The following is a 21,212-nucleotide window of genomic DNA, read 5'->3' as shown; positions in this document are numbered from 1 at the left end:
CACGCCATACATCGGCAGCGCCGCGCATCATGCAGCAACGCAACACCCCGTCACACGCAGAATGAGGCTCACCATGGGATCTCCCTTCCTTCACCTGTCGATTTCCGATTGGGTCAACAATCAGGTCACCGCGTTCGTGCAGCAGTACGGCGACACGTTTCACAACTTCAGCGTGCTGATGCTGCGCTACGTGCTCGTGCCGCTCGAAGGTCTGTTGCGCGCGACGCCGCCGCTGGTCATCCTCGCCGCCGTGGGCGTGCTCGCGTGGCACGCGTCGCGCCGCGTCGGCGTGGCGCTCCTGTTCGTCGCCCTGCTCTGGCTGATCGGCTGCTTCGGGCTCTGGGACAAGCTCATGCAGACCTTCGCGCTGATGGTGGTCGCCACGCTGATCTCCGTGATCCTCGGCGTGCCCATCGGCATCCTCGCGGCGTCGAGCAGCGCGCTGCGCCGCGTGCTGCTGCCCGTGCTCGACGTGATGCAAACCTTGCCGAGCTTCGTCTACCTGATTCCGGTGCTGATGCTGTTCGGCCTCGGCAAGGTGCCGGCGATTCTCGCGACGGTCGTCTATGCCCTGCCGCCGCTGATTCGTCTGACCGATCTGGGCATCCGCCACGTGGATCCGGAAATCGTCGAGGCCGCGCGCGCGTTCGGCACCACGCGCATGCAACTGCTGTTCGGCGTGCAGTTGCCGCTCGCGCGTCCGAGCATCATGGCCGGCATCAACCAGACCACGATGATGGCGCTCTCGATGGTCGTGATCGCCTCGATGATCGGTTCGCGCGGCCTCGGCGAAGACGTGCTCGCAGGCATCCAGACGCTCGACGTCGGCAAGGGCACGCAGGCCGGCATCGCCATCGTGATCCTCGCCATCGTGATCGACCGCATCAGCCAGGGCTACGGCCAGGGGCGCCGCACGCGCGGCCTCGCACGCAAGTCGAAGCAGCCCTCGCGGATTCCGTTTCGCCGCGCCCGCGATCAGGAAAGCGCCCAGCCGGACGCGGACGCCGCCGGCACCGGCGAGCTGAACAGCCAGCCGGCCAAATAAGGACAGCGCGAAGGGCGGCGCGGGCCTGCCCGCAGGACGCCCAACGAACGCGAAAGCATTGGCGCTGGCATCATGCAAGAGACGGCGCACTCCGAACACGCAATGAGGTAACGAACATGAGCGGAATCGAAGTCAATCACGTGTACAAGATCTTCGGCGCGCGCGACGCGGGCCAGCGCGCGCTCGAATTGCTGCGCGGCGGCGCGAGCAAGGCCGAAGTCCTCGAAAAAACGCGCTGCAACGTCGGCCTGAACGACGTGAGCCTGTCGATCGGCTCGGGCCAGATCTTCGTCATCATGGGGCTCTCGGGCTCGGGAAAATCCACACTGGTGCGCCACTTCAACCGGCTGATCGAGCCCACCGTGGGCGAGATCCTGATCGACGGCAACGACGTGCTCAAGCTCTCCGATAGCGGCCTGCGCCACCTGCGCCGCTACGGCGTGAGCATGGTGTTCCAAAGCTTCGGCCTGCTGCCGCACCAGACGGTGCTCAACAACACCGGCTATGCGCTCGTCACGCGCGGCGAGAAGAAGGCCGCCGCGCACGCGAGCGCGCGCGAATGGCTCGCGAAGGTGGGGCTCGACGGTTACGCCGACCACTATCCCGACGAGCTCTCGGGCGGCATGCGCCAGCGCGTGGGGCTCGCGCGCGCGCTCGCCGCGAACACCGACGTGATCCTGATGGACGAGGCGTTCTCGGCGCTCGATCCGCTCATCCGCACGGAAATGCAGGACCAGTTGCTCGAACTGCAGAAGACGCTCAAGAAGACCATCGTGTTCATCACGCACGACCTCGACGAGGCGCTGCGCATCGGCAATCAGATCGCCATTCTGCGCGACGGCCGCCTGATCCAGTGCGGCACGCCCGACGACATCCTGCACCGCCCCGCCGACGACTACGTGCGCCGCTTCGTGGAGCGCCGTAGCGGCGTGCCGCACTAAGCGGCGCCACGCGACCCATGCGGGCGCTCCTCGGCCTGCTGAGCGGCTACACGATACTCGTTTGCGGCAACAGCCTGCTCACCACGCTGATCTCGCTGCGCATGCTTCAGGCGCAGCATACGGCGCTCGACGTGGGCCTCGTGCAGTCGTGCTACTACGTCGGCTTCATCGTGGGCGCGCTCGGCATGGGCCCGCTCGTGGCGCGCATCGGGCCGCAGCGCGCGTTCATCGGCTTCGGCGCGCTCGCGGCATTGGCGGCGCTCGGCTACCTCTCGTTCGACTCGCCCAACATCTGGGCCGCGCTGCGGCTCGTGACGGGCTTCAGCATGGTCGGCGTGTTCACGTCGATCGAGAGCGGCGTCAACAGCGCCGTGCCGAACCGGCAGCGCGGCCGCGCCTTCGCGCTCTATCTCGTGCTCACCTATCTGGGCGTGAGCATCGGCCAGTTCCTGCTCGGCGTGAGCGCGCCCGGCAGCAACCTCGAGCACGGGCTCGTGAATGGCCTCTTTGTCGCCGCGCTGATTCCCGTGGCGCTGATCGGCGACTGGCAGCAGGTGGTGCCACCGCCCATCGCCGCCGTCACGGCCATCGCGAGCACTTCGCCGCTCGCCACGCCCAAGCGCCCCACGCTGCTGCTCGACGGCCTGCGCGAACTCCATCGCGTAGCACCCCGAAGCGTTCCCGCCTGCATCGGCGCGGGACTGCTCTCCAGCGCGTTCTATGCGCTCACGCCGGTCTATCTTTCGCGCATCGGCTTTCCCGCGGGCGATATTTCACGCGTGATGGGCGTCGTGCTGATCGGCGCGCTGCTCTCGCAGTGGCCGGTGGGGCGGCTGTCCGATCACCTCGGGCGGCGCGCCACGCTCGGCGTGGTCTCGCTCGTCTCCGCGCTCGCTGCTGCCGTGCTGATCGTCATGCGCGCGCCCTTGCTGGTCGATGCCCTGCTGTTCGTGTACGTCGCGCTCACCTTCACGCTCTATGGCGTGATCGTCTCCGACGTCAACGATCACGTCGATCAGGCGCGCCGCGTGCAGACGAGCGCCACGCTGCTGCTCGTGTTCTCGCTGGGCGGCGCGGCCGGGCCGACCATCGCGTCGCTCTTCATGCGGCTCCTGGGTCCGGGGGGCCTCTACGTGTTCGCGCTCGCCGTCACGCTCGGGCTCGCGGCGCTCTCGCGCTCGCGCCGCTGAACAATGAACCGCCAATGCGCCACCACACCATGACCCGATGATGCGACTGCGCCGCGACGCCGCGCGCGCCGGTATACTCCGTCGTTTGGGCCCCTCGTCGTTGGGAGATGGCGCGGCCCGCGAGGAGACGACCTTGAAGCGAAAGATGCCGGCGCTGAACGCCCTGAAGGCCTTCGAGGCGGCAGGCACGAGCGGCAGCTTCACCCGCGCCGCCGAGCAACTGAACGTGACGCAGAGCGCCGTGAGCCGCCAGGTGCGCCAGCTCGAGGAACAGCTTGGCGAAACCCTGCTCGAACGCCATCATCACCGGCTCGAACTCACCGACGCCGGACGCGCGCTGCTGCGCACGCTCCAGCAATCGTTCGACCGCATCGAGCTGACCGTGCGCACGATCCAGCAGAAGAGCGACCTGAACCGCCTGCGCGTGAACGCGCCGCCTACTTTCGCGAGCCGCTGGCTCGTGCCGCGCCTGACGAAGCTGCACGCGCGCCACCCGACGCTCGAACTGAGCCTCACAACGCACTTGCAGGACAGCCTCGCCGACTCGACCGCGCTCGATTGCGCGATCCGCTTCGGCGACGGCGAATGGGAAGGACTCGAAAGCTCGCTGCTGATGCACGAATCGCATATCGCGGTGTGCTCGCCCGCGCTGCTCGCGAACGGCCCGCTCGACCTCACGAAGCAAACGCTATTGCACGTGCTCGCCGGTGAAAATCAGCGCTATCTCACGTGGCGGCACTGGCTCGACGCCGCGCGCATCGAAGAGGTGGACACGTCGGGCGGCTATGAATTCGATCTGCTCGATCATGCGATCCGCGCCGCCATGGAAGGGCTCGGCGTGACCATGGCCGACCGCAACATGATCGCGCGCGAGCTCGCCGAGGGGCGGCTCGCGCCGGTGCGCGACGTCCATGTGGACGGACGCCAGTCGTACTGGTTCGTGGTGCGGCCCGAGCAAAAAGCCTCCAGGCCGCTCCAGCTATTCCGGCAATGGCTTCAGGAAGAGATCGCCGTCGCCTGCTGAACATGGGACGCGAGACTGCGTGCGGCAATCTCGTGCTCCGCGTCTTCGAGTATCATCTGCGCGCCCTTTTCGGCGACCATCATCGTGGGCGCGTTCGTATTGCCGGACGTAATGTTCGGGAAGATGGACGCATCCACCACGCGCAACGCCGCGATGCCGTGCACGCGCAGGCGGGCGTCGACCACGGCTGTGCGCGGGTCGGGGCCCATCGCGCAGGTGCCGCACAGGTGGTAGATCGAGCCGCTCTGCTCGCGGAAGAAGCGGAGCATGCTTGCGTCGTCGGTCACTTCGCCCGCGGGCGTCACCTCCTCCACCGTGACTTCCTGCAGCGCGCGCGCCGTCATCAGCTTGCGCACGAGATGGCTGCCCGCGATGGCCTCGTCGCGGTCCTTCTGCGTCGAGAGATAGTTGCCGTAGATCTTCGGCGCGTCTTCCACGTTCGCCGAGGCGATCTCGATCGAGCCGCGGCTCGTGGGCCGGCACGGATTGAAGCAGACGAGAAAGCCCGAATACGGCTCCGGCGTGAGCTGCGCGCGATTTGATTCAGGAATCCGATACGACAGCGGATTGAAATACACCTGCATGTTCGGATGCGCCTCGTCCGCGCCGGTGCGGAAAAACCCGCCCGACTGGTTCACGCTCATCGAGAACGGTCCCGTGCGCTTGAGGAGATATTGCAGGCCGAACTTGAGCTTGCTGGCCCAGCTGCTGAACGAATCGTTGAGCGTCTTCACGCGCGAGCGATAGTAGAAGCTCACGCACAGATGGTCCTGCAGGTTCTGCCCCACCGCCGGCAGCTCGTGCACCACGTCGATGCCATGCTTCGCGAGCAGCGCGCGCGGGCCCACGCCCGAAAGCTGGAGCAGCTTGGGCGAATCGACCGCTCCCGCTGCGACGATCATTTCGCGGTTCGCATGAAACGTGCGCTTCGCACCTTGCTGAACGATCTCCACGCCTGTCGCGCGCGGTTGCCCGTTGCCCGCATCGGTATCGAACAGCACGCGCATCGCGCGCGCATGATGCTCGATCTTGAGATTCGGACGCGGCCCCGCGCGATGCAGATACGCGAAGCTGCTCGACGCGCGCTGGCCGTCGCGCGTATTCACATCGTAGATGCCCACGCCTTCGAGGCGCGCGCCGTTGAAGTCCTCGTTGCGCTCGTAGCCGAGCTGCGCGCAGCCTTCGACGAAGGTCCGGCAGATCGGATGCGCGCCGTCCTTCATCGGCGTGATGCGCACCGGGCCATTGGCGCCGTGCCACTTCGTGTCGCCGAGCGGATGCGATTCGAGCTTGCGGAAATACGGCAGCACGTCCTCGTACGACCAGCCCGGATTGCCCGCCGCGGCCCAGTCGTCGTAATCGCGCTGCGCGCCGCGCACATAGATCATCGCGTTGATCGAGCCCGAGCCGCCCTGCACCTTGCCGCGCGGCGCGTAGATCCGGCGCCCGGCCAGCTCCGGCTCCGGCTCGCTGTAATACATCCAGTTGTACTGATTGTTGTAGTAGAGCTTGGCGAAGCCGATCGGGATCTTGAACCAGAACGAGTCGTCGGAACCGCCCGCCTCGAGCAGCAGCACCGAATGACGTCCCGAAGCCGAGAGCCGTTCGGCGAGAATGCAGCCCGCCGAACCCGCGCCGACGATGATGTAATCGTAGTTCATCTGCGTGCTCCCGCGTGTCAGCCGCGTGCCGGCGAGGTGTCGCGCACGTCGGCGGGCTGGCTGGCCATCTGCAGATGCAAACGCTTGCCCGTATACGGCGAGTGCGCGCGCACGACGTCCATGTCGAGCTCGACGCCCAGACCCGGCGCCTTCGACGCAATGAGGTAGCCGTCTTCCCACTGAAGCGGCTTCTTGAGGATTTGCGCGTGGAAACCGTCCCACGTGCCGATGCTTTCCTGAATCAGGAAGTTCGGCGTGCAAGCCGCGATCTGGATGCTGGCCGCCGCGCCGATGGGCCCGTTGTAGAGGTGCGGCGCGATCTGCGCGTAATGCACTTCGGCCAACGTGGCGATCTTCTTCGCTTCGAGCAGGCCGCCCACGCGCGCGACGTTCATCTGCAGGATCGACGCCCCGCCCGCCTGCAGCAGCTTGTGGAACTCGTACTTGGTAGTGAGGCGCTCGCCGGTCGCAATCGGAATCGACGTGTGCTTCGCCACATTGGCGATGGCCTCTTCCTGGCCCGGCGGGACCGGCTCTTCGAACCAGAGCGGGTCGTATTTTTCGAGCCGCTTCGCCAGCCGGATCGCCGACGAAGGCACCATCTGCCCGTGCGTGCCGAACAGCAGGTCGGCCTTGTTGCCGACGGCCTCGCGCACCTTGCGGCAGAACGTTTCGCAGCGGTCGAGCACTTCGAGCGAAAGCTGATGCCCCGAATAGGCCGTGTACGGGCCCGCCGGATCGAACTTGACCGCCGTGAAGCCGCGCTTCACGTTCTGCGCGGCGCATTCGGCGGCGAGATCAGGATCGTCGTAATCGTATTCGCCCCGCGCGTTCTTCGGATAAAGATAGGTGTACGAACGCAAGCGCTCGTTGACCATGCCGCCGAGCAGCTCGTACACGGGCTTGTCGGCCGCCTTGCCGATAATGTCCCAGCAAGCCATTTCGAGGCCACTCACGATGCCCATCATCGTGAGATCGGGACGCTGCGTGAAGCCGCTCGAATACGCCTCGCGGAACAGCCGCTCGACGTGGTGCGGATCGTGATCGAGCAGGTAGCGCGTGAACACGTCCTCGATGGCGGGCACCATCGCGTCGGGATGGAAGGTGGCGGAATAGATTTCACCGACACCCTCGATGCCGCAATCGGTCTGCAGCGTGACGAAGATCCAGTACATGCCGCCGAGGTGCGGGGGAGGCACCGCGACGACATGCGTTTGCATGGCGACGACTTTCATGGTTCAGGCTGATTCAGGCAGAGTGGGAATGGGACAGACGCTTGAGCACGAGCGCGGCAATACCGCCGATCGCACCGATGCTCGCCACGTAGGCGAAATAGAACTGATAGCCGAGCAGGCCCGCGTAGTGCTCGGTGAAATAGCCGTTCACGAGCGGCAGGAAAATGTCCGACGAATAGCCGATCAGCGAGACGAGACCGATCGCGAGGCCCGTAATGCGCATCGGCACGGCGCAGTAGTCGAGCAGCGTCCAGTACAGGCCGCGAATCGCGTAGGTCATGAGGCCGATGAACAGCACGACGGCGCCCAGCAGCGCGACGTTGCGCAAGGCCGGCAGCAGGATCAGGCCCACGAGGCCCGCGACGGCGAGGAACAGCGCCCAGATCAGCACGCGCAGGTTCGAGAAGCGGTCGCCGAGAAAGCCGCCGCCGATGCCGCCAATCGGCCGCATCCAGAGCTTCGCCGTGGTCACCATGCCGGCGGCCACCACGCTCATATGGAGTTCGCCTTGCTGGAGATACGCGGAGAAGCTGTAAGTCGCCCAGAAGATCTGATAGCCGCAGAACACGACGGCGGCCATGAGCCAGAGCTGCGGAATCGACGCAAGCGTCCTGAGATCGTGCCAGAGCGAGCCGCTCGCGCCTGCATCGGCTACATCGGATGCATCGGCAGTTTTGCTGCCGGTTTCGGCTTCGGCTGGCGCCGGGTCCTTGAAGAACGTCATCACCGCGCCCAGCGCGATGCACGTGAACGAATACATATAAATCACGTGGCGCAGACCAGCGGCCTCGCCGCGCCCCGAACCCGTGGCGGCGGCAAAGAGCGCGAGCGCCGCCGTCGCGAGCAGCGCCTCGACCAGCCCGCGCCCGCCGTCGAGCAGCCCGAAAAAGCGGCCCTGCTCATTGGGCGCCGCGATCATGCGCACGCGCTTGAGCACCGAAGCCCAGAACGTGAGACCCGTCGTGAGGCCCCAGCAGCAGAAGATCACGAGCAGCGCATGAAACGCAGGCGCCGTCGAATACCAGAGGCCCAGCGTGCCGGTTCCGATCAGCGAAAAGCAGATCAGCAGGCGCGGCGCGACGCGGTCGGCCAGCCAGCCGCTCGGCAGATAGGAAATAAAGAATACGATGCCGAGCACCGAATACAGGTAGCCCAACTGCGTGTTGTCGATGTGCAAGACATCGAGCATCGTGGTCTGATAGACCTGCCGCAAATAGAGCAGCGGATAGATGCCGCCCGCGGCCAGCACGAGCAGCAGCAACTGGACGTAGCGCTGCGGCGAGCCGGTGGCGGCCTGTGCGAACGATGAGAGATCGGGGCGCGGCGAACCCGCCGGCGCCTGAGGTTTGGCGATGGACTTCTGCAAGACTGTCTCCATTTCGCAGGCTCGCCGGTCGGCGGCCTGCTTCTTTTCGGGCGGGCGTTCTTTGCAGAGAACGCCCTTCAACACATTCGATCAGGAAAACGAAGTATCAGAACGGCATCACAACGAGGCGTGTCTGCGTGAATTCGAGCATGCCGTGCTTGCCGTCGTCGCCGCCGAGACCCGAGCGCTTCCAGCCCGCGTGAAAGCCCTGGTACGGATCGGCAGGCGTGCGGTTCACGTAGAGCTCGCCCGCCTCGATCTCGTTCGCGACGCGCAGCGCCGAGCGATAGCGCTCCGTGTAGAGCACCGAGGAAAGGCCGAACTGGTGATCGTTAGCCATGCGAAGGGCATCGTCGAGTGTCTCGTAAGCGAGCACCGGCAGCACCGGACCGAAGATCTCTTCCTGCACGATCTCCATGTCCTGGCGGCAGTGGCTCAGGAGCGTGGGCGGATAGAAGTGGCCCGCGCCTTCGGGCAGATAGCCGCCCGTCTCGACCACCGCGCCTTCGGCCACGGCGCGCTCGACCATCGCATGGACCGAGGCGCGCGCCTGCGCATTGACGAGCGGCCCCATGCGCGAGGCGTCGGCGGTGCGATCGCCGAAATCCACGGCGCTCATCTTCTCGCGCAGCAGCGCCACGAAGCGCGCATGCACGGACTGATGCACATAGACACGCTCGATGGCCGTGCAGAGCTGGCCGCAATGCGTCGTTTTCGAGCGCACGATGGCCGTGGCCGCGGCCTCGAGATCGGCGTCGTCCTCGACGATCGCCGGCGTCTTGCCGCCCAGTTCGAGCGACGGCTTCGCGATGTTTTCCTTGCAGTAGTCGAGCACCTTGCGGCCCGCCCCCACGCTGCCCGTGAGCGTAATCATGCCGACGCCCGGATGCGTGCACAGCACGGCAGCCGTATCGTGGTCCATCGCCAGCACGTTGAAAATGCCCGGCGGCAGGTCCGCGTCCTGGGCGGCGCGCGCCACTTCGAACGCCGAGCACGGCGTGTTGTTACTCGGGCGCGCCACCACGGTGTTGCCCGTGATGAGCGCCGGCGCGATCTTGCGCAGCAGCGTGTAGATCGGGAAATTAAACGGGATCAGGCATGCGGCCACGCCAATGGGCTCGCGCATCAGGATCAGATTTTCGTTGGCGCTGTCGCTCGGGATCACCTCGCCCTCGATACGGCGCGCCCATTGCGCGTGGTAGCGCAGGATCTCGGCGGCGTAATGGGCTTCGGCGCTGGCGTCGGCGACGCTCTTGCCCGACTCCGCGGCGAGCGCCGCGCCAATGACGGGGGAACGCGCATCGATGGCGTCGGCAAAGCGGGTCAGGATCGCGCCGCGTTCGGCGGCGGGCAGACGGCGCCAGGCGCGCTGGGCCGCTTGCGCGGCCTCGACCGCGTGGATGGCGTCGGCGGCTGTGGCGGCGCTCACATGGCCGATCAGCTCGGCGTTGGCCGGGTTGTAGACGGCGATGCGCTCTCCGTCCGCTTCAAGAAACTGCCCGTCAATGAAGTTGTAATCTGATCGCATGATGTGACGCCGATTCGTTGCCGCTCTGGGATGGAGGCAGTATCCCTGGGCGATAAAGGCATCACAAACGATTAATTGTCGAGGGGAGCATGCGGAAAACGCATGGTTGAAGAGCGGGCTCGAGCCCCTCGCCCCGCCACGTGCCAAGACGCGCCGGGTCAATGGGCTCCGGCGCGCCAGCGTGGCTTTCGAGGCCACACCCGTGAAGGGCGAGCCGCGATGCCGGTACCGGCACGAGCTGCGTAAAGTCGAGCGCGGCGAACTCCGGCTCGCTCGACAGCGCCTCGTAGATCGTCTCGATACCGGCGAACGCCTGGACCCGGTAGCCGCGCAGCGCCCGGATCATGCCCGGCACGTCGCTGGGGTCGGGCATCAGGATTCCGAGCCCGCCGCGGCGCATCGTCAGCAGGCAGCACATCGTCAAGCCAAACAGGTTCTGATGCGGCAACGCAACCACCGTAGCCGGCTGATCGATTTCCGTGCGCCAGGGGTGGGCCGGCTCGCAGCACGCCTGCCACTGCAGCAGATTCGCGATCAGATGTCGATGCAGCAGCGTCACGCTCTTCCAGGCCCCAGAGGCGGCACAGCCGTACTGCAAGACGGCGGTATCGCCGGCGGTGAGCCTCACGGGACTGAAGCCCGCCTCGGCTCCCTCTGCCGCCGCCGCGAAAAAGCCGATGCAGGCCATGCCCCCATTCTCCCCCGCGAGCGCGGGCCCCCGTGCCCCCACCATCTCGCTCGCCGACGTTACCACGGCGTGCCGGATCGCCGTGCTGGCCCGCACGGCCCGCAAGGTCGCGAGCGACGTGTCGAGCAGCACGATGGCTTGCGCTCCGCTGTCGGCCAGCCGATGCTCCAGTTCGAGCGCCGCGCAATGCGGATCGACGTTGACGGCGACATAGCCCGCGCGGACGATCGCGACAAGCGCGATGGGGAACTGCAGCAAGTTGGGCAACATCACGGCGATTCGAGCGCCGCGCTCGAGCCCCTGCATCTGGAACCAGCCCGCGAGATGACGCGACCTCGCATCGAGTTCCGCATAGGACAGCTCGCGGCCCATGCAGACAAAAGCACACGCGTTGGCATGCGCCCGCAAGCTTTGCTCCAGCAATGTCGCAAGCGATTCGCAGTTCGCTTCGTAGTGCGATACATCGTGTTCCACCGGAACGCCGGCGGGAATCGCCCCGGTCCAGACCCTTTCCATCTTCCCCTCCGGCGTTCCGTGCCTGTCGCTTCAGCGCGCCGCGAGCGCGGGCATGCGGCCGGCCGGCCGCTCGAAGCAGTCGAAGAACGCCCGCACCTGGGCGGGCGTGCCACGCTCCAACACGACGCTGCCGTCGGCCAGCGCGGCCGGCAGCCGCGCCGCCAGATCGCCCAGCAACGTATAGAGCGCCTGCGAATCGAGTGCCAGTTGCACGTCGACCTCGCGATGCGTCCCTTCGTGGATCTGCAATACGCCGCGCCGCACCTCGAGCGCGAACGTCTGCGCGCGATCCGCGATCCTGAACGCCAGAGTCATGCGCACATCGGCGCAGCGCGCCGGATCGATGCGCACGCTGAAAGCCTGGAACAGGTTGCACAATGGTTGCGCGCGCAACACATCCGTCGAAGCGAGCGCCGCCGCGCCCCTGAACGGAAGATCGTCATACGCGTGCTCGAGTTCGTTCGCGGCGCTCAGGTACCAGTTGCGCCAGTTGGTGTTCTCGGTGAGATAGCCCAGTTCGCGCAGCGCGCGCGCCTTGATGTGCCGCGCCGCTTCGTCAGCGGTATCGAGGCAGACGAGCAGCGCCGCCAGTTCGGTCGCCCAGCGCCAGTCGCCTGCGTCCAGCGCTGCCTGCGCGGCGTCGAGCACCGCGCGCGTGCCGCCCATCAACCCGATCGTACGGCGAGCGCGCTCGCGGCGCGGCAGTGGATCGAGCGTGGCCGGATCGCCGTCGAACCATCCGAGTTGCCCCGAGTAGACCTGGCGAACCGAATGCTTGACCGTGCCGTAATACTCGCCCAGCCACGGATGCCCGGCCAGATGCGGCGGCAGCGCGGGAATCGCCTCAGCCAGCTCCTCGGGCCCGAGGCCCCGATTCATATGGCGGATCGCCTGGTCGTGAATGAACTGGATCGCATCGCGATAAACCGAGAGCACGTCGTCCACCGCATGCGCGCCCGACACCGGCCGGCCATGTGCGGGCACCATGTGCGCGGCCCCGAATTCTCGCATCATGTCGATCGAGCGATACCAGCGCACCGGGTCGCGGTAGCGCGTGCCGCGCAAGGTATGCACGTTCGCGAGACACTCGCCCTGAATCACTTCCGCCGAGAGCAGCACGCCGAGATCGGGCAGCCACATCACGATTTCGTCATCGGCTTCCGAGGGGGCATGGTGAAACTCGAAATTCATGCCTGCCAGCACGATGTCGAGCCTATCGTCGAAGACGCGGGTCGGCGCGAGGAAGCTCGCCGGCTCCGCGACGAGCACCGGCCCGATGCCCGCGTTCACCTTGCCCGTGGCGCCAGGCGGCAACAGCGCACCGAAGCTGTACGCCGAGCGCGTGCCAAGAATCGGCGCGACGAGATTCGCGTTGTTCGCGACCACTTCCATTAGCGAGCGGTGCGCGATGATCTCGACGCGGCCCGACTCCAGCGCCGCCTCATCGGCGAAGGCACGCACGCCGCCGGTATGGTCCGTATGATTGTGCGTATAGACGATGGCCTTCACCGGCAGCTCGCGATGGCGCGGGTCGATTGCACAGAAGTCCTCATAAATCTGGCGGGCGGACGACACGGCCTCCGTCACGTCGATCACGACGATGCCGTCGTCGCCCACCACGAAGATGATGTTGGCGAGCGCATAGCCGACCGCGCAATACACGCGCCCGGCCACGCGGTAGATGCGCTGCGCCATGCGGCGCGAGTGCCCGGTGAGCTTCGGGGGCACGGTGGGCGCGGCGACGGCGAACGCGAGGTTCACGCCCGCGTCGAAAGCAACGTCGAGCGGCTCGCCCACGTGAGGGGCGTCGAACGCGGGCTTGCGGGAAAAATCGGTGCAACAGCGGTTCATGCAATGTCTCCTTGACGAATGAGATCGGCCGCCTTTTCGGCGATCATGATGGTGGGGGCGTTGGTATTGGCGCCTATCAGCGTGGGCATGACCGAGGCATCGACCACGCGCAGACCCGCTATGCCATGCACGCGCAGCCGGTCGTCGACGACCGCGAGCGGGTCCGCGCCCATGCGGCAGGTGCCCACCGGGTGATAGATCGAATCCGCGCGACGGCGCACCAGGTTTTCGAGCGCGGCCTCGCCATCCTGGCCGTCCGGTCCTTGCGCAAGCGGGTGCATGTCGCGCAACCCGTAGCGCGCGAAGGCGGGCTGATTCATGATGGTCTGGACGATCCGGTAACCGTCCATCAGCGTTTGCACGTCGTCCTGTGCGGCGAGGAAGTTCGGGTCGATGCGCGGCGGCAGCATCGGATCCATCCCTGCCAGCGTCAGGCGCCCGACCGATTTCGGCCGCAGCACGCAAACGTGGCAACTCACGCCATAGCGGCCCAAGTAGCGTTGCCGGCCGTGGTCGTCCGAGAATCCGATCAGGAAATGGAACTGGATATCGGGCCGGCCGAGCGCCTTGCGCGTGCGGGCGAAGCCCCCTGCTTCGGCGAAGTTGGTCGTGAGCGCGCCGCGCCCTTCGCGCCGCCATTCGCGAGCCATGCGCGGCATGCGCAACGCCTGGCGCAGCGTGAGGCCGAAAACGGAGTTCTCGCGCGTTTGATAGAGCGCGATGTAGTCGATATGGTCCTGCAAATTGCGGCCCACGCCTTCCAGCCCGACACGCGGGGCGATCCCGTGGCTGCGCAGCTCTTCCACGGGCCCGATGCCGGAGAGCATGAGAAGCTGGGGTGACTGAAACGCTCCGGCGCAGAGAATGACCTCGCGGCGCGCACCGATCGTAAAGTCGCCCGACTCGCCGCGGCAATGGACGCCGCTCGCGCGGCAGCCATCGAATACGAGCTTCAGCGCTTGCGTCCTGGCCCACACCGTCAGATTGGAGCGCGACATCGCGGGCCGCAGATACGCCTGTCCGGTGCTGTGCCTGACGCCGCCGCGCTGCGTGACGTGGTAGAGGCCGAAGCCCTCCTGCGTTGCGCCGTTGAAGTCGTCGTTGCGTGCGTAGCCGGCCTGCGTGGCCGCCGTAACAAATGCCTGTGCGGCCGGATTCGGATCGCGCAACGACGCGACGCTCAATGGGCCGCCCGTGCCGTGCCACGCATCGCCACCGCCCTCGTAGTTTTCGGCGCGCATGAAATACGGCAGAACGTCGTCGTAGCCCCAGCCGCGATTGCCGAGCACAGCCCACTCGTCGTAGTCCGAACGATGCCCACGCGTGTAGATCATTCCGTTGATCAGGCTCGAGCCGCCGAGGCCTCGCCCGCGTGGCTGATAGCCGCGACGGCCCAGCAAGCCGGCCTGCGGCACCGTCTCGAATGCCCAGTTGTATTTGCCGCGCCGTGGCACCACCGCCGCGAGCGCCGCCGGGCACTTCACGAGCACGCTATCTTCAGCGGGCCCGCTTTCGATGAGGCACACCTGCACGCCTCGCTGCGCGGCCAGCCGCGCAGCCAGCACGCTGCCCGCCGAGCCTGCGCCCACGATCACATAGTCGAACTGGATTGCATTGCCGTTTGCGTTCATCTCTGTCGTCTCGCTCCCGCCGTTTCCGTCTCAGACATATCGCCGATCGCCATAACGAAACCGGAATTTCTATTCCGTTTTATGTTCAAAAAAAACCGTCAGGCGTCGGGCAAGCCCAGGCACCGACGGAACTGCATCTGAAGATAGGGACCAAGCCGCCGGCTCGTAAGCGAAAGCGGTCCCGGATCATGAAGCACGCTATTGACCAGCAGGCCAATCATGAGCTGCAGCGCCGCCCGCACCTCGAAATCGAGCATGCTGGCCTTGACCGCGCGGCCTCGCGCTTCACGCAACGCACCGACGATACGCGGCACGATCAGCCGCAGCACCTCGTCACTGCTTTCCCTGATGGCGTCCCAGCTGTCCTTGCGCTGCGAGGAGCGCAGCAGCGACGCGTGATACAGGCCGCGATTGCGGCGAAACGCGAGCACGTACAGGCCGATTGCGGCGTCGGCCAGCACGCCCGCGTCGGTCGAGCGCCAGGCGGCGTGGGTGGCGAGCTCCTCGCGCACGAATCCGAGATTCTCGGTCAAGACCCTCTCCTGCACGACCTCGAAGAAAACGTCCTTGTTCTCGAAGCGGCGGTAGAACGCGCCGATTGACGTGCCGGCGCGCTCGACGATCTCGTTGATCGACAGGTCGTCCAGATTGCCGCTCGCCTCGATCAACTCCCGGCCGGCCTCCAGCATGCGCGCAAGCCCTTCCTGACTGCGCGTCTGACGTGGCGCCGCGGCGGCATTGCGGCCACGCTTGCGGCCTTGCGTTGCTGTCGTTGTCATATCGATCGGAAAATCGGAATCTGGATTCCGGATAGTGAGCGAGCCATGCGGATTTGTCAACCGTGCCCGCGGTGGCTGCATGCCGGGGCATGCGTAATATCGGGTGGCGCGCTCAGCGTGCGGCGGCGTTCATGAGCTGCCCCGCCAGCTCCATGGCGGAGACCGCCGCGGGCGACGGGGTGCGCTCGCCCAGGTGAATGAGCGCGAAATCGAGCGTGAGCCGCGGCGGATTCGCGAGCGGGAGGCGCGCAAGCCGGCCGCTCTCGACATCGGCGCGCACCGAAGACGCGGTGGCAAAGAACACCGCGTCGCTCCCGGCCACGACCGCCTTGAGCACGGCAATGTCGTTGCACTCCGCCTGGAGTGAAATCGGCTCGTGCGAACGCATGCGCAAGAGCCGGTACAACGCATCCTTGACGAACGACGGCATCGGCACCGAGACGAGCGGGAACTCGCGCAGTGCCGCAATTGGCACGGCCTCGCGCGCGAGCAGCGGATGGCCCGCGCGCGCGTACCACGCGCCCTCGTGGCGCTCCAGCGTTTGCAGCGTCACATCGGGCGCCACGGGCTGCAGGCGCCGGTCGGCCACGAGCAGGTCGAGCTGCTCGGCGCGCAGCTTGCCGAGCAGCGTGTCGGCCTCGCCCACCTCGACCGCAATCTTGACCTTCGGAAAGCGCCGCGAAAACTGGACGATCAGCGCGGGCAGCAGCACGACGGCTACGTAAGGCCCCAGCCCAACGCGCACTTCACCGAACTCGTGCGCCTTGAGCAGCTCCACGTCGCGATAGAGGCACCGCGTTTCGAACAGCACCCTCCGCGCGCGCGCCACCAGCAGATTGCCCGCGGTGGTCATGACGACACCGCGTGCGGCCCGGTCGAAGAGCTTGATGTCGAGTTCGTCCTCGAGCGCCTGAATGCTGCGGCTGAATGCCGACTGGCTCAAATGAGCCTTTGCGGCGGCGCGGGCGAAGCTCCCTTCCTCGGCGAGCGCGACCAGGTGAGCAAGCCGGCGAGAATTGATGTCATGCATGTTTTGCAAGCTCTCCTTGCAGCGTTTGCACTTGAATGTGTCGTTGGGACCGCGTCAAATAGCCGGCATTTCTGCTATTTCCCGCACGGAACAGGTGAGAAAACGTCGGGATCGCCCGTGATCGTATCGCAATCCCGCAGCGCTGACGTTCCCGCGGGGTTCAATCAGGAGTATCGAATGCTTGAGACAGACCACTCCACGCTTGCCGCTGCAACGCCCCTGGTCGAGACTCGCAGCCGGCGCGGCCGCAGATGGATCGTCGTCGGCGCACTGTTCCTGTTCATGGCGATCAACTTCGCCGACAAGGCCGTGCTCGGGCTCGTCGCCGTTCCGCTCATGCACGACATGCAGTTGAGCCCGGCGAGCTTCGGCCTCGTCGGCAGCGCCTTCTTTCTCTTGTTCTCGCTCTCGGGCGTCGCAACGGGGCTCGTGGCCGACCGCTGCAACCTGAAATGGCTCATGGCCGCGCTCGCGCTGACATGGGCGCTCGCGCAATTGCCGCTCGGCTGGCCAATAACATTCGCAGTCCTGCTCTTTTGCCGCATCCTGCTGGGCGCGGGCGAAGGGCCCGCCTCTCCGCTCGCTCTGCATGTGGTCTATAGCTGGTTCGACGATCACGAGCGCAACCTGCCCACGACCCTCGTCCAGCAAGGCGCAACGGCCGGCGTCATCGCCTCGGGGCCGCTACTGACCTACTTCGCGCAGCACTGGAACTGGCACGCGCCCTTTCTCGCACTGGGCATTGCCGGTCTTGCGTGGATGGTGCTCTGGCTCTGCGTGGGCGGGACTGGACCGCACCAGCGCGCGGGCGCCGCGCGTCCCATAGCGGACGGAACCAGCGTCCGGCCCGCGATGGCCCGCGCGCGCTACCTGGCGGTTCTGACCGACCGCACGATCATCGGCGTGATGCTGCAATGCTTCGTCGGTTACGCCGTCATCTCGATCGGCTTTACGTGGACGCCGGCCTATTGCGTCTCGTGTTCGGCTTCCCGGCTACCGAAGCCGGCTGGATCTTCGCACTGCAAGTCGCCGCGCAGATTCCGGTCGGCATCGCGCTCGCGCTGCTCTCGCAACGCATGCTCGCGCGGGGCCTGCCCTCGCGGCTCGCGCGCGGCGCACTGATCAGCAGCGTGTGCGTGACAGGGGGGCTCGCCTACTTCCTGCTCTCGCTCAACGGCATCGCACCGCTCGCCAAGGTCACGCTGATGGCGATCGCCAGTTCGCTCGCAATCCAGACCTTCTCGTTCGGGCCAATGTTCGTGGCCGAAGTCGTGCCGGCCGAGCGCCGGGGCGCAATGCTCGCGATCACCAATTCGGCGGTCACGCTGGCCGGTCTGCTGGGGCCATTCGCAATGGGCAAGCTGATTGGCGCCGGGCGCGGTGCGCAAGGCTACGAACTGGGCTTCGCCGTCACCGGCCTGCTGCTGCTCGCGAGCGGCGCGGCGGGCTACGCGCTGCTCGATCCGCAGCGCTCGGCGCGCAGGCTGAAGAACGCCGTCGCCCAAACGGTAAGCGCGATGCCGGCAAACGGCGGCGAGTGAAGCCAGTGAAAAAGGCGCGGCGTTCATGCCGCGCCAGTTGCCTGAGAGCTCCAGGCCATGGCGCCGCCGGACTAGAACAGATGGCGTAGCCCCACCGACATCCCGATCTGCGTGCCCTTTTGCGCGGTGCCGATGCTCTGAATGCCCTGCAATTGCGCGCCAATCAGATCGCCCTTGTATTGGGCGTAATCGGCTTCGACATACAGGTCGGTCCGCACGGAGAGGTTATAGTCGGCCACGAGCTGGTATTGCCACGCCGAACCGTCCTTCGCTGGCGTCACGCCATCTTGCAGGGTCCTCCAGACGTTCGCGGCAAGATGCCATGCGTAACCGAGTTCCTGCGTGATGCCGCCCATGATCATCCGGCGCCGCGAAAAATCGGTGTATTTCGTCGCGACGAGCCCCGCTGTCGTGAAAGGACCGTTGGCGAAGTCGGTGAAGCCCCGGTCCCTCTGATCGACGATATAGCCAAGCGCGAAGCGCGTATGGTCCCAGGTGTACGAGCCGCCGAAGGTCCACGCCTTCGCCGTGGCGCCGTCGAGCGAGTCTTTCGACACCTGATACGCGCCACCGAACCTGAACGGACCATTCTTTGGCGACCACGCGGCCGCCGCGCCGAGCTGGCTGCCATAAGACAGATGGCCCGCGTCGCCGCCGAACGCGTAGCCGGCGGAAAACATCACATCGTGCAGCCGGATCTGATACTGCGCCTGGTTGCTCGTCCAGATCCCGCCGGTCAGCGTCACTTCCGGCTGGAAGCTGAAATCGTAGGGTATCCAGGGGTTGCTGCCATATCCGCCTACCGTGATGCCTTCGATCATCACGTTGTACTGCCGCCCCAGAATAAGTTGTCCGAACGATGTCGAGCGCACGCCAACCTGTGCCTCGTTGAAGAACGGCAGCGATGCGTCGCTCTGCCCGCTATTACTATAGAAACGGTTCTCGAGCTTGAAGAACGTGGTCCAGCCGTCACCAAGCGGCTCCACGCCCTGCAGGCCCCACCGGCTTTCCGACACGCCCCCGTTGCCCATCTGCACCTTCGAGTCGCCTGCCGCCGTGGTGTGCGTCATGTAGCGAATGCTCTCGTCGACCACGCCGTATAGCGTGACGCTGGACTGCGCACGCGCCTCGTGACAGGCCAGCAACATCAGGGGAATCATGCAATGCCATTTTTTCGACTTCGCCATACTGCCGTCTCCTCCTTGAATTAGCCTCGATGAACCCGATCGCGAATCGGGTCGATCGAAGATGCCGCGTCACAGGTCGCGCGGCTGAACGCCCTGTATCGCAATATGCGGCAGCAAGCAGGCAGGGAGGCAGTGCATTTTGTGCACATGGAGTTTGCAGAAGACGACAGGTGTCGCCGTAAACAAGAAGGGCGCCGCGCAGCCATTCCAGCCACGCGACGCCCTTCTTGTCCATCACACGCACCGCCCCGCCAGCGGTGCGTGCAAACCGCTTACTTGCCCAGCATCGGCAGCTTGAGCCCGGCTTCGCGCGCCGTCTGCTGCGCGAGCTCGTAGCCGGCATCCGCGTGACGCATCACGCCCGTCGCCGGATCGTTGAGCAGCACCCGGCCCAGGCGCTCGTGCGCGGCCTGCGTGCCGTCCGCCACGATCACCACGCCCGAGTGCTGGCTGAAGCCCATGCCCACACCGCCGCCGTGGTGCAGCGACACCCACGACGCCCCGCCTGCCGTGTTCAGCAGCGCGTTGAGCAGCGGCCAGTCGCTCACCGCATCCGAGCCGTCCTTCATCGATTCGGTCTCGCGGTTCGGGCTCGCCACCGAACCCGTGTCCAGGTGGTCGCGGCCGATCACGACCGGTGCCTTCAGCTCGCCGTTCTTGACCATTTCGTTGAACGCCTGGCCCAGACGGTAGCGATCCTTCACGCCCACCCAGCAGATCCGCGCCGGCAGGCCCTGGAACGCGATGCGCTCGCGCGCCATGTCGAGCCAGTTGTGCAGGTGCGCATCGTCGGGGATCAGCTCCTTGACCTTCGCGTCGGTCTTGTAGATGTCCTCAGGATCGCCCGAGAGCGCCACCCAGCGGAACGGACCCTTGCCCTCGCAGAACAGCGGACGGATGTACGCCGGCACGAAGCCCGGGAAATCGAACGCGTTTTCCACGCCCATTTCCAGCGCCATCTGGCGGATATTGTTGCCATAGTCGAGCGTGGCCGCGCCGCGTTCCTGCAGCGTGAGCATCGCCTTCACCTGGTGCGCCATCGACTGCTTGGCCACCTTCACGATGCTTTCCGGCGCCACCTTCTGCGCCTCGCGCCACTGCTCCACGGTCCAGCCCTGCGGCAGGTAACCGTTGATCGGATCGTGCGCGCTCGTCTGGTCCGTCACGCAGTCCGGCGTGATGCCGCGCGCGACGCATTCGGCGAACACGTCGGCCGCGTTGCCGAGCAGGCCCACCGAAACCGGCTTGCCCGTCTGCTTCGCTTCCTCGACGATGGCCAGCGCCTCGTCGAGCGTCTTCGCCTTGCGGTCCACGTAGCGCGTCTTCAGGCGGAAGTCGATGCGCGTCTCGTCGCATTCCACCGCGATCATCGAGAAGCCCGCCATCGTCGCCGCGAGCGGCTGCGCGCCGCCCATGCCGCCGAGACCGCCCGTGAGAATCCAGCGGCCCTTCGGGTCGCCCTTGAAGTGCTGGTTCGCGACCGAGAAGAACGTTTCGTAGGTGCCCTGAACAATGCCCTGCGAGCCGATGTAGATCCAGCTGCCCGCCGTCATCTGGCCGTACATCATGAGGCCCTTGCGGTCGAGTTCGTGGAAGTGCTCCCACGTGGCCCAGTGCGGCACGAGGTTCGAGTTCGCGAGCAGCACGCGCGGGGCGTCGGCGTGGGTGCGGAACACGCCCACCGGCTTGCCCGACTGGATCAGCAGCGTTTCGTCTTCGTTCAGATCCTTCAGCGACGCGAGGATCTGGTCATAGCATTCCCAGTTGCGCGCAGCGCGGCCAATGCCGCCGTACACGACGAGCGCGTGCGGATGCTCGGCTACTTCGGGGTCCAGATTATTCTGGATCATGCGGTAGGCGGCTTCGGCCAGCCAGGTCTTGCAGACCTTCTCGCTGCCGCGCGGCGCGCGGATCGTGCGGGACGGGTCGAGGCGGGGATCGGTGAAGTTGGGATGGTTCATAACGCCCTCGGAATGGTTGTTTGGGTTATTGCGCGGAT

The 21,212-nt window shown here is 66.1% G+C and carries 17 protein-coding genes; 6 read left to right on the top strand and 11 right to left on the bottom strand.

The annotated features are described in order from the left end of the window. The first annotated feature begins 73 nt into the window (after window positions 1–73). The 4 genes from U5775_RS08715 to U5775_RS08700 all read left to right on the top strand — a co-directional run bounded on the left by U5775_RS08715 (window position 74) and on the right by U5775_RS08700 (window position 4,200). Window positions 74–1,045: a proline/glycine betaine ABC transporter permease gene (locus U5775_RS08715; protein WP_322057730.1), complete on the top strand. Its 972-nt coding sequence runs from the start codon at window positions 74–76 to the stop codon at window positions 1,043–1,045. 116 nt (window positions 1,046–1,161) lie between these two features. Beyond that, on the top strand, window positions 1,162–1,986 hold the full coding sequence (locus U5775_RS08710) for a betaine/proline/choline family ABC transporter ATP-binding protein (protein ID WP_322057729.1): 825 nt from the start codon (window positions 1,162–1,164) through the stop codon (window positions 1,984–1,986). Between the two features lie 17 nt (window positions 1,987–2,003). Next, entirely contained in the window at window positions 2,004–3,176 is a 1,173-nt protein-coding gene (locus U5775_RS08705) for an MFS transporter (protein WP_322057728.1), read from the top strand. A 145-nt stretch (window positions 3,177–3,321) separates the two neighbouring features. Then, window positions 3,322–4,200: a LysR substrate-binding domain-containing protein gene (locus U5775_RS08700; protein ID WP_322057935.1), complete on the top strand. Its 879-nt coding sequence runs from the start codon at window positions 3,322–3,324 to the stop codon at window positions 4,198–4,200. On the opposite strand, the gene U5775_RS08695 is transcribed toward U5775_RS08700, so the two are convergent. The 9 genes from U5775_RS08695 to U5775_RS08655 all read right to left on the bottom strand — a co-directional run bounded on the left by U5775_RS08695 (window position 4,173) and on the right by U5775_RS08655 (window position 16,485). Then, window positions 4,173–5,861, bottom strand: a complete 1,689-nt coding sequence (locus tag U5775_RS08695; protein ID WP_322057727.1) for a GMC family oxidoreductase — start codon at window positions 5,859–5,861, stop codon at window positions 4,173–4,175. The two genes, U5775_RS08700 and U5775_RS08695, sit on opposite strands and share 28 nt — an antisense overlap. A 17-nt stretch (window positions 5,862–5,878) precedes the next feature. Beyond that, window positions 5,879–7,096, bottom strand: coding sequence for a mandelate racemase/muconate lactonizing enzyme family protein (locus U5775_RS08690; protein WP_322057726.1), 1,218 nt, complete (start codon window positions 7,094–7,096; stop codon window positions 5,879–5,881). A 13-nt stretch (window positions 7,097–7,109) separates the two neighbouring features. After that, window positions 7,110–8,462 (bottom strand): MFS transporter, encoded by a 1,353-nt coding sequence (locus U5775_RS08685; protein ID WP_322057725.1) that lies wholly within the window; start codon window positions 8,460–8,462, stop codon window positions 7,110–7,112. Between the two features lie 106 nt (window positions 8,463–8,568). Beyond that, complete coding sequence (gene aldA / locus U5775_RS08680; protein WP_322057724.1) at window positions 8,569–9,990, bottom strand: aldehyde dehydrogenase; 1,422 nt, start codon at window positions 9,988–9,990, stop codon at window positions 8,569–8,571. 61 nt (window positions 9,991–10,051) lie between these two features. Then, window positions 10,052–11,194 carry an AMP-binding protein gene (locus tag U5775_RS08675; protein WP_322057723.1) on the bottom strand — a complete coding sequence of 381 codons (1,143 nt, stop codon included), beginning with the start codon at window positions 11,192–11,194 and terminating at the stop codon, window positions 10,052–10,054. Between the two features lie 30 nt (window positions 11,195–11,224). Beyond that, on the bottom strand, window positions 11,225–13,045 hold the full coding sequence (locus U5775_RS08670) for an alkyl sulfatase dimerization domain-containing protein (protein ID WP_322057722.1): 1,821 nt from the start codon (window positions 13,043–13,045) through the stop codon (window positions 11,225–11,227). Further along, window positions 13,042–14,676, bottom strand: a complete 1,635-nt coding sequence (locus U5775_RS08665) for a GMC family oxidoreductase (RefSeq protein ID WP_322057721.1) — start codon at window positions 14,674–14,676, stop codon at window positions 13,042–13,044. Before U5775_RS08665 ends, U5775_RS08670 begins: the two co-directional genes overlap by 4 nt. Before the next feature lie 98 nt (window positions 14,677–14,774). Next, complete coding sequence (locus tag U5775_RS08660; RefSeq protein WP_322057720.1) at window positions 14,775–15,365, bottom strand: helix-turn-helix domain-containing protein; 591 nt, start codon at window positions 15,363–15,365, stop codon at window positions 14,775–14,777. A gap of 202 nt (window positions 15,366–15,567) precedes the next feature. Next, on the bottom strand, window positions 15,568–16,485 hold the full coding sequence (locus tag U5775_RS08655) for a LysR family transcriptional regulator (protein WP_322057719.1): 918 nt from the start codon (window positions 16,483–16,485) through the stop codon (window positions 15,568–15,570). 177 nt (window positions 16,486–16,662) lie between these two features. On the opposite strand from U5775_RS08655, the gene U5775_RS08650 reads away from it, so the two are divergent. Next, the gene (locus U5775_RS08650; RefSeq protein ID WP_322057718.1) at window positions 16,663–17,607 is read left to right on the top strand and encodes an MFS transporter; all 945 of its coding nucleotides are present in this window, start codon (window positions 16,663–16,665) and stop codon (window positions 17,605–17,607) included. After that, complete coding sequence (locus U5775_RS08645) at window positions 17,562–18,026, top strand: hypothetical protein (RefSeq protein ID WP_322057717.1); 465 nt, start codon at window positions 17,562–17,564, stop codon at window positions 18,024–18,026. Before U5775_RS08650 ends, U5775_RS08645 begins: the two co-directional genes overlap by 46 nt. Window positions 18,027–18,097: 71 nt before the next feature. On the opposite strand, the gene U5775_RS08640 is transcribed toward U5775_RS08645, so the two are convergent. Then, window positions 18,098–19,213 carry a porin gene (locus U5775_RS08640; RefSeq protein WP_322057716.1) on the bottom strand — a complete coding sequence of 372 codons (1,116 nt, stop codon included), beginning with the start codon at window positions 19,211–19,213 and terminating at the stop codon, window positions 18,098–18,100. A gap of 272 nt (window positions 19,214–19,485) precedes the next feature. Beyond that, on the bottom strand, window positions 19,486–21,174 hold the full coding sequence (gene hutU / locus U5775_RS08635) for a urocanate hydratase (RefSeq protein WP_322057715.1): 1,689 nt from the start codon (window positions 21,172–21,174) through the stop codon (window positions 19,486–19,488). Between the last annotated feature and the right edge of the window lie 38 nt (window positions 21,175–21,212).

This window comes from Paraburkholderia sp. J63 (assembly GCF_905220245.1).
In the GTDB taxonomy this organism is placed as follows: domain Bacteria; phylum Pseudomonadota; class Gammaproteobacteria; order Burkholderiales; family Burkholderiaceae; genus Paraburkholderia.
The sequence above is the reverse complement of the archived record's forward strand: the minus strand, read 5'-3'. Positions and strand labels throughout refer to the sequence as shown.

Coding starts and splice junctions, on each gene's coding strand:
- U5775_RS08650 (WP_322057718.1), top strand. CDS start 16,663: ATGCTTGAGACAGACCACTCCACGCTTGCCGCTGCAACGCCCCTGGTC.
- U5775_RS08655 (WP_322057719.1), bottom strand. CDS start 16,485: ATGCATGACATCAATTCTCGCCGGCTTGCTCACCTGGTCGCGCTCGCC.
- U5775_RS08690 (WP_322057726.1), bottom strand. CDS start 7,096: ATGAAAGTCGTCGCCATGCAAACGCATGTCGTCGCGGTGCCTCCCCCG.
- U5775_RS08665 (WP_322057721.1), bottom strand. CDS start 14,676: ATGAACGCAAACGGCAATGCAATCCAGTTCGACTATGTGATCGTGGGC.
- hutU (WP_322057715.1), bottom strand. CDS start 21,174: ATGAACCATCCCAACTTCACCGATCCCCGCCTCGACCCGTCCCGCACG.
- U5775_RS08645 (WP_322057717.1), top strand. CDS start 17,562: ATGCTCGCGCGGGGCCTGCCCTCGCGGCTCGCGCGCGGCGCACTGATC.
- U5775_RS08710 (WP_322057729.1), top strand. CDS start 1,162: ATGAGCGGAATCGAAGTCAATCACGTGTACAAGATCTTCGGCGCGCGC.
- U5775_RS08675 (WP_322057723.1), bottom strand. CDS start 11,194: ATGGAAAGGGTCTGGACCGGGGCGATTCCCGCCGGCGTTCCGGTGGAA.
- U5775_RS08660 (WP_322057720.1), bottom strand. CDS start 15,365: ATGCTGGAGGCCGGCCGGGAGTTGATCGAGGCGAGCGGCAATCTGGAC.
- U5775_RS08700 (WP_322057935.1), top strand. CDS start 3,322: ATGCCGGCGCTGAACGCCCTGAAGGCCTTCGAGGCGGCAGGCACGAGC.
- U5775_RS08715 (WP_322057730.1), top strand. CDS start 74: ATGGGATCTCCCTTCCTTCACCTGTCGATTTCCGATTGGGTCAACAAT.
- U5775_RS08705 (WP_322057728.1), top strand. CDS start 2,004: ATGCGGGCGCTCCTCGGCCTGCTGAGCGGCTACACGATACTCGTTTGC.
- aldA (WP_322057724.1), bottom strand. CDS start 9,990: ATGCGATCAGATTACAACTTCATTGACGGGCAGTTTCTTGAAGCGGAC.
- U5775_RS08640 (WP_322057716.1), bottom strand. CDS start 19,213: ATGGCGAAGTCGAAAAAATGGCATTGCATGATTCCCCTGATGTTGCTG.
- U5775_RS08670 (WP_322057722.1), bottom strand. CDS start 13,045: ATGAACCGCTGTTGCACCGATTTTTCCCGCAAGCCCGCGTTCGACGCC.
- U5775_RS08695 (WP_322057727.1), bottom strand. CDS start 5,861: ATGAACTACGATTACATCATCGTCGGCGCGGGTTCGGCGGGCTGCATT.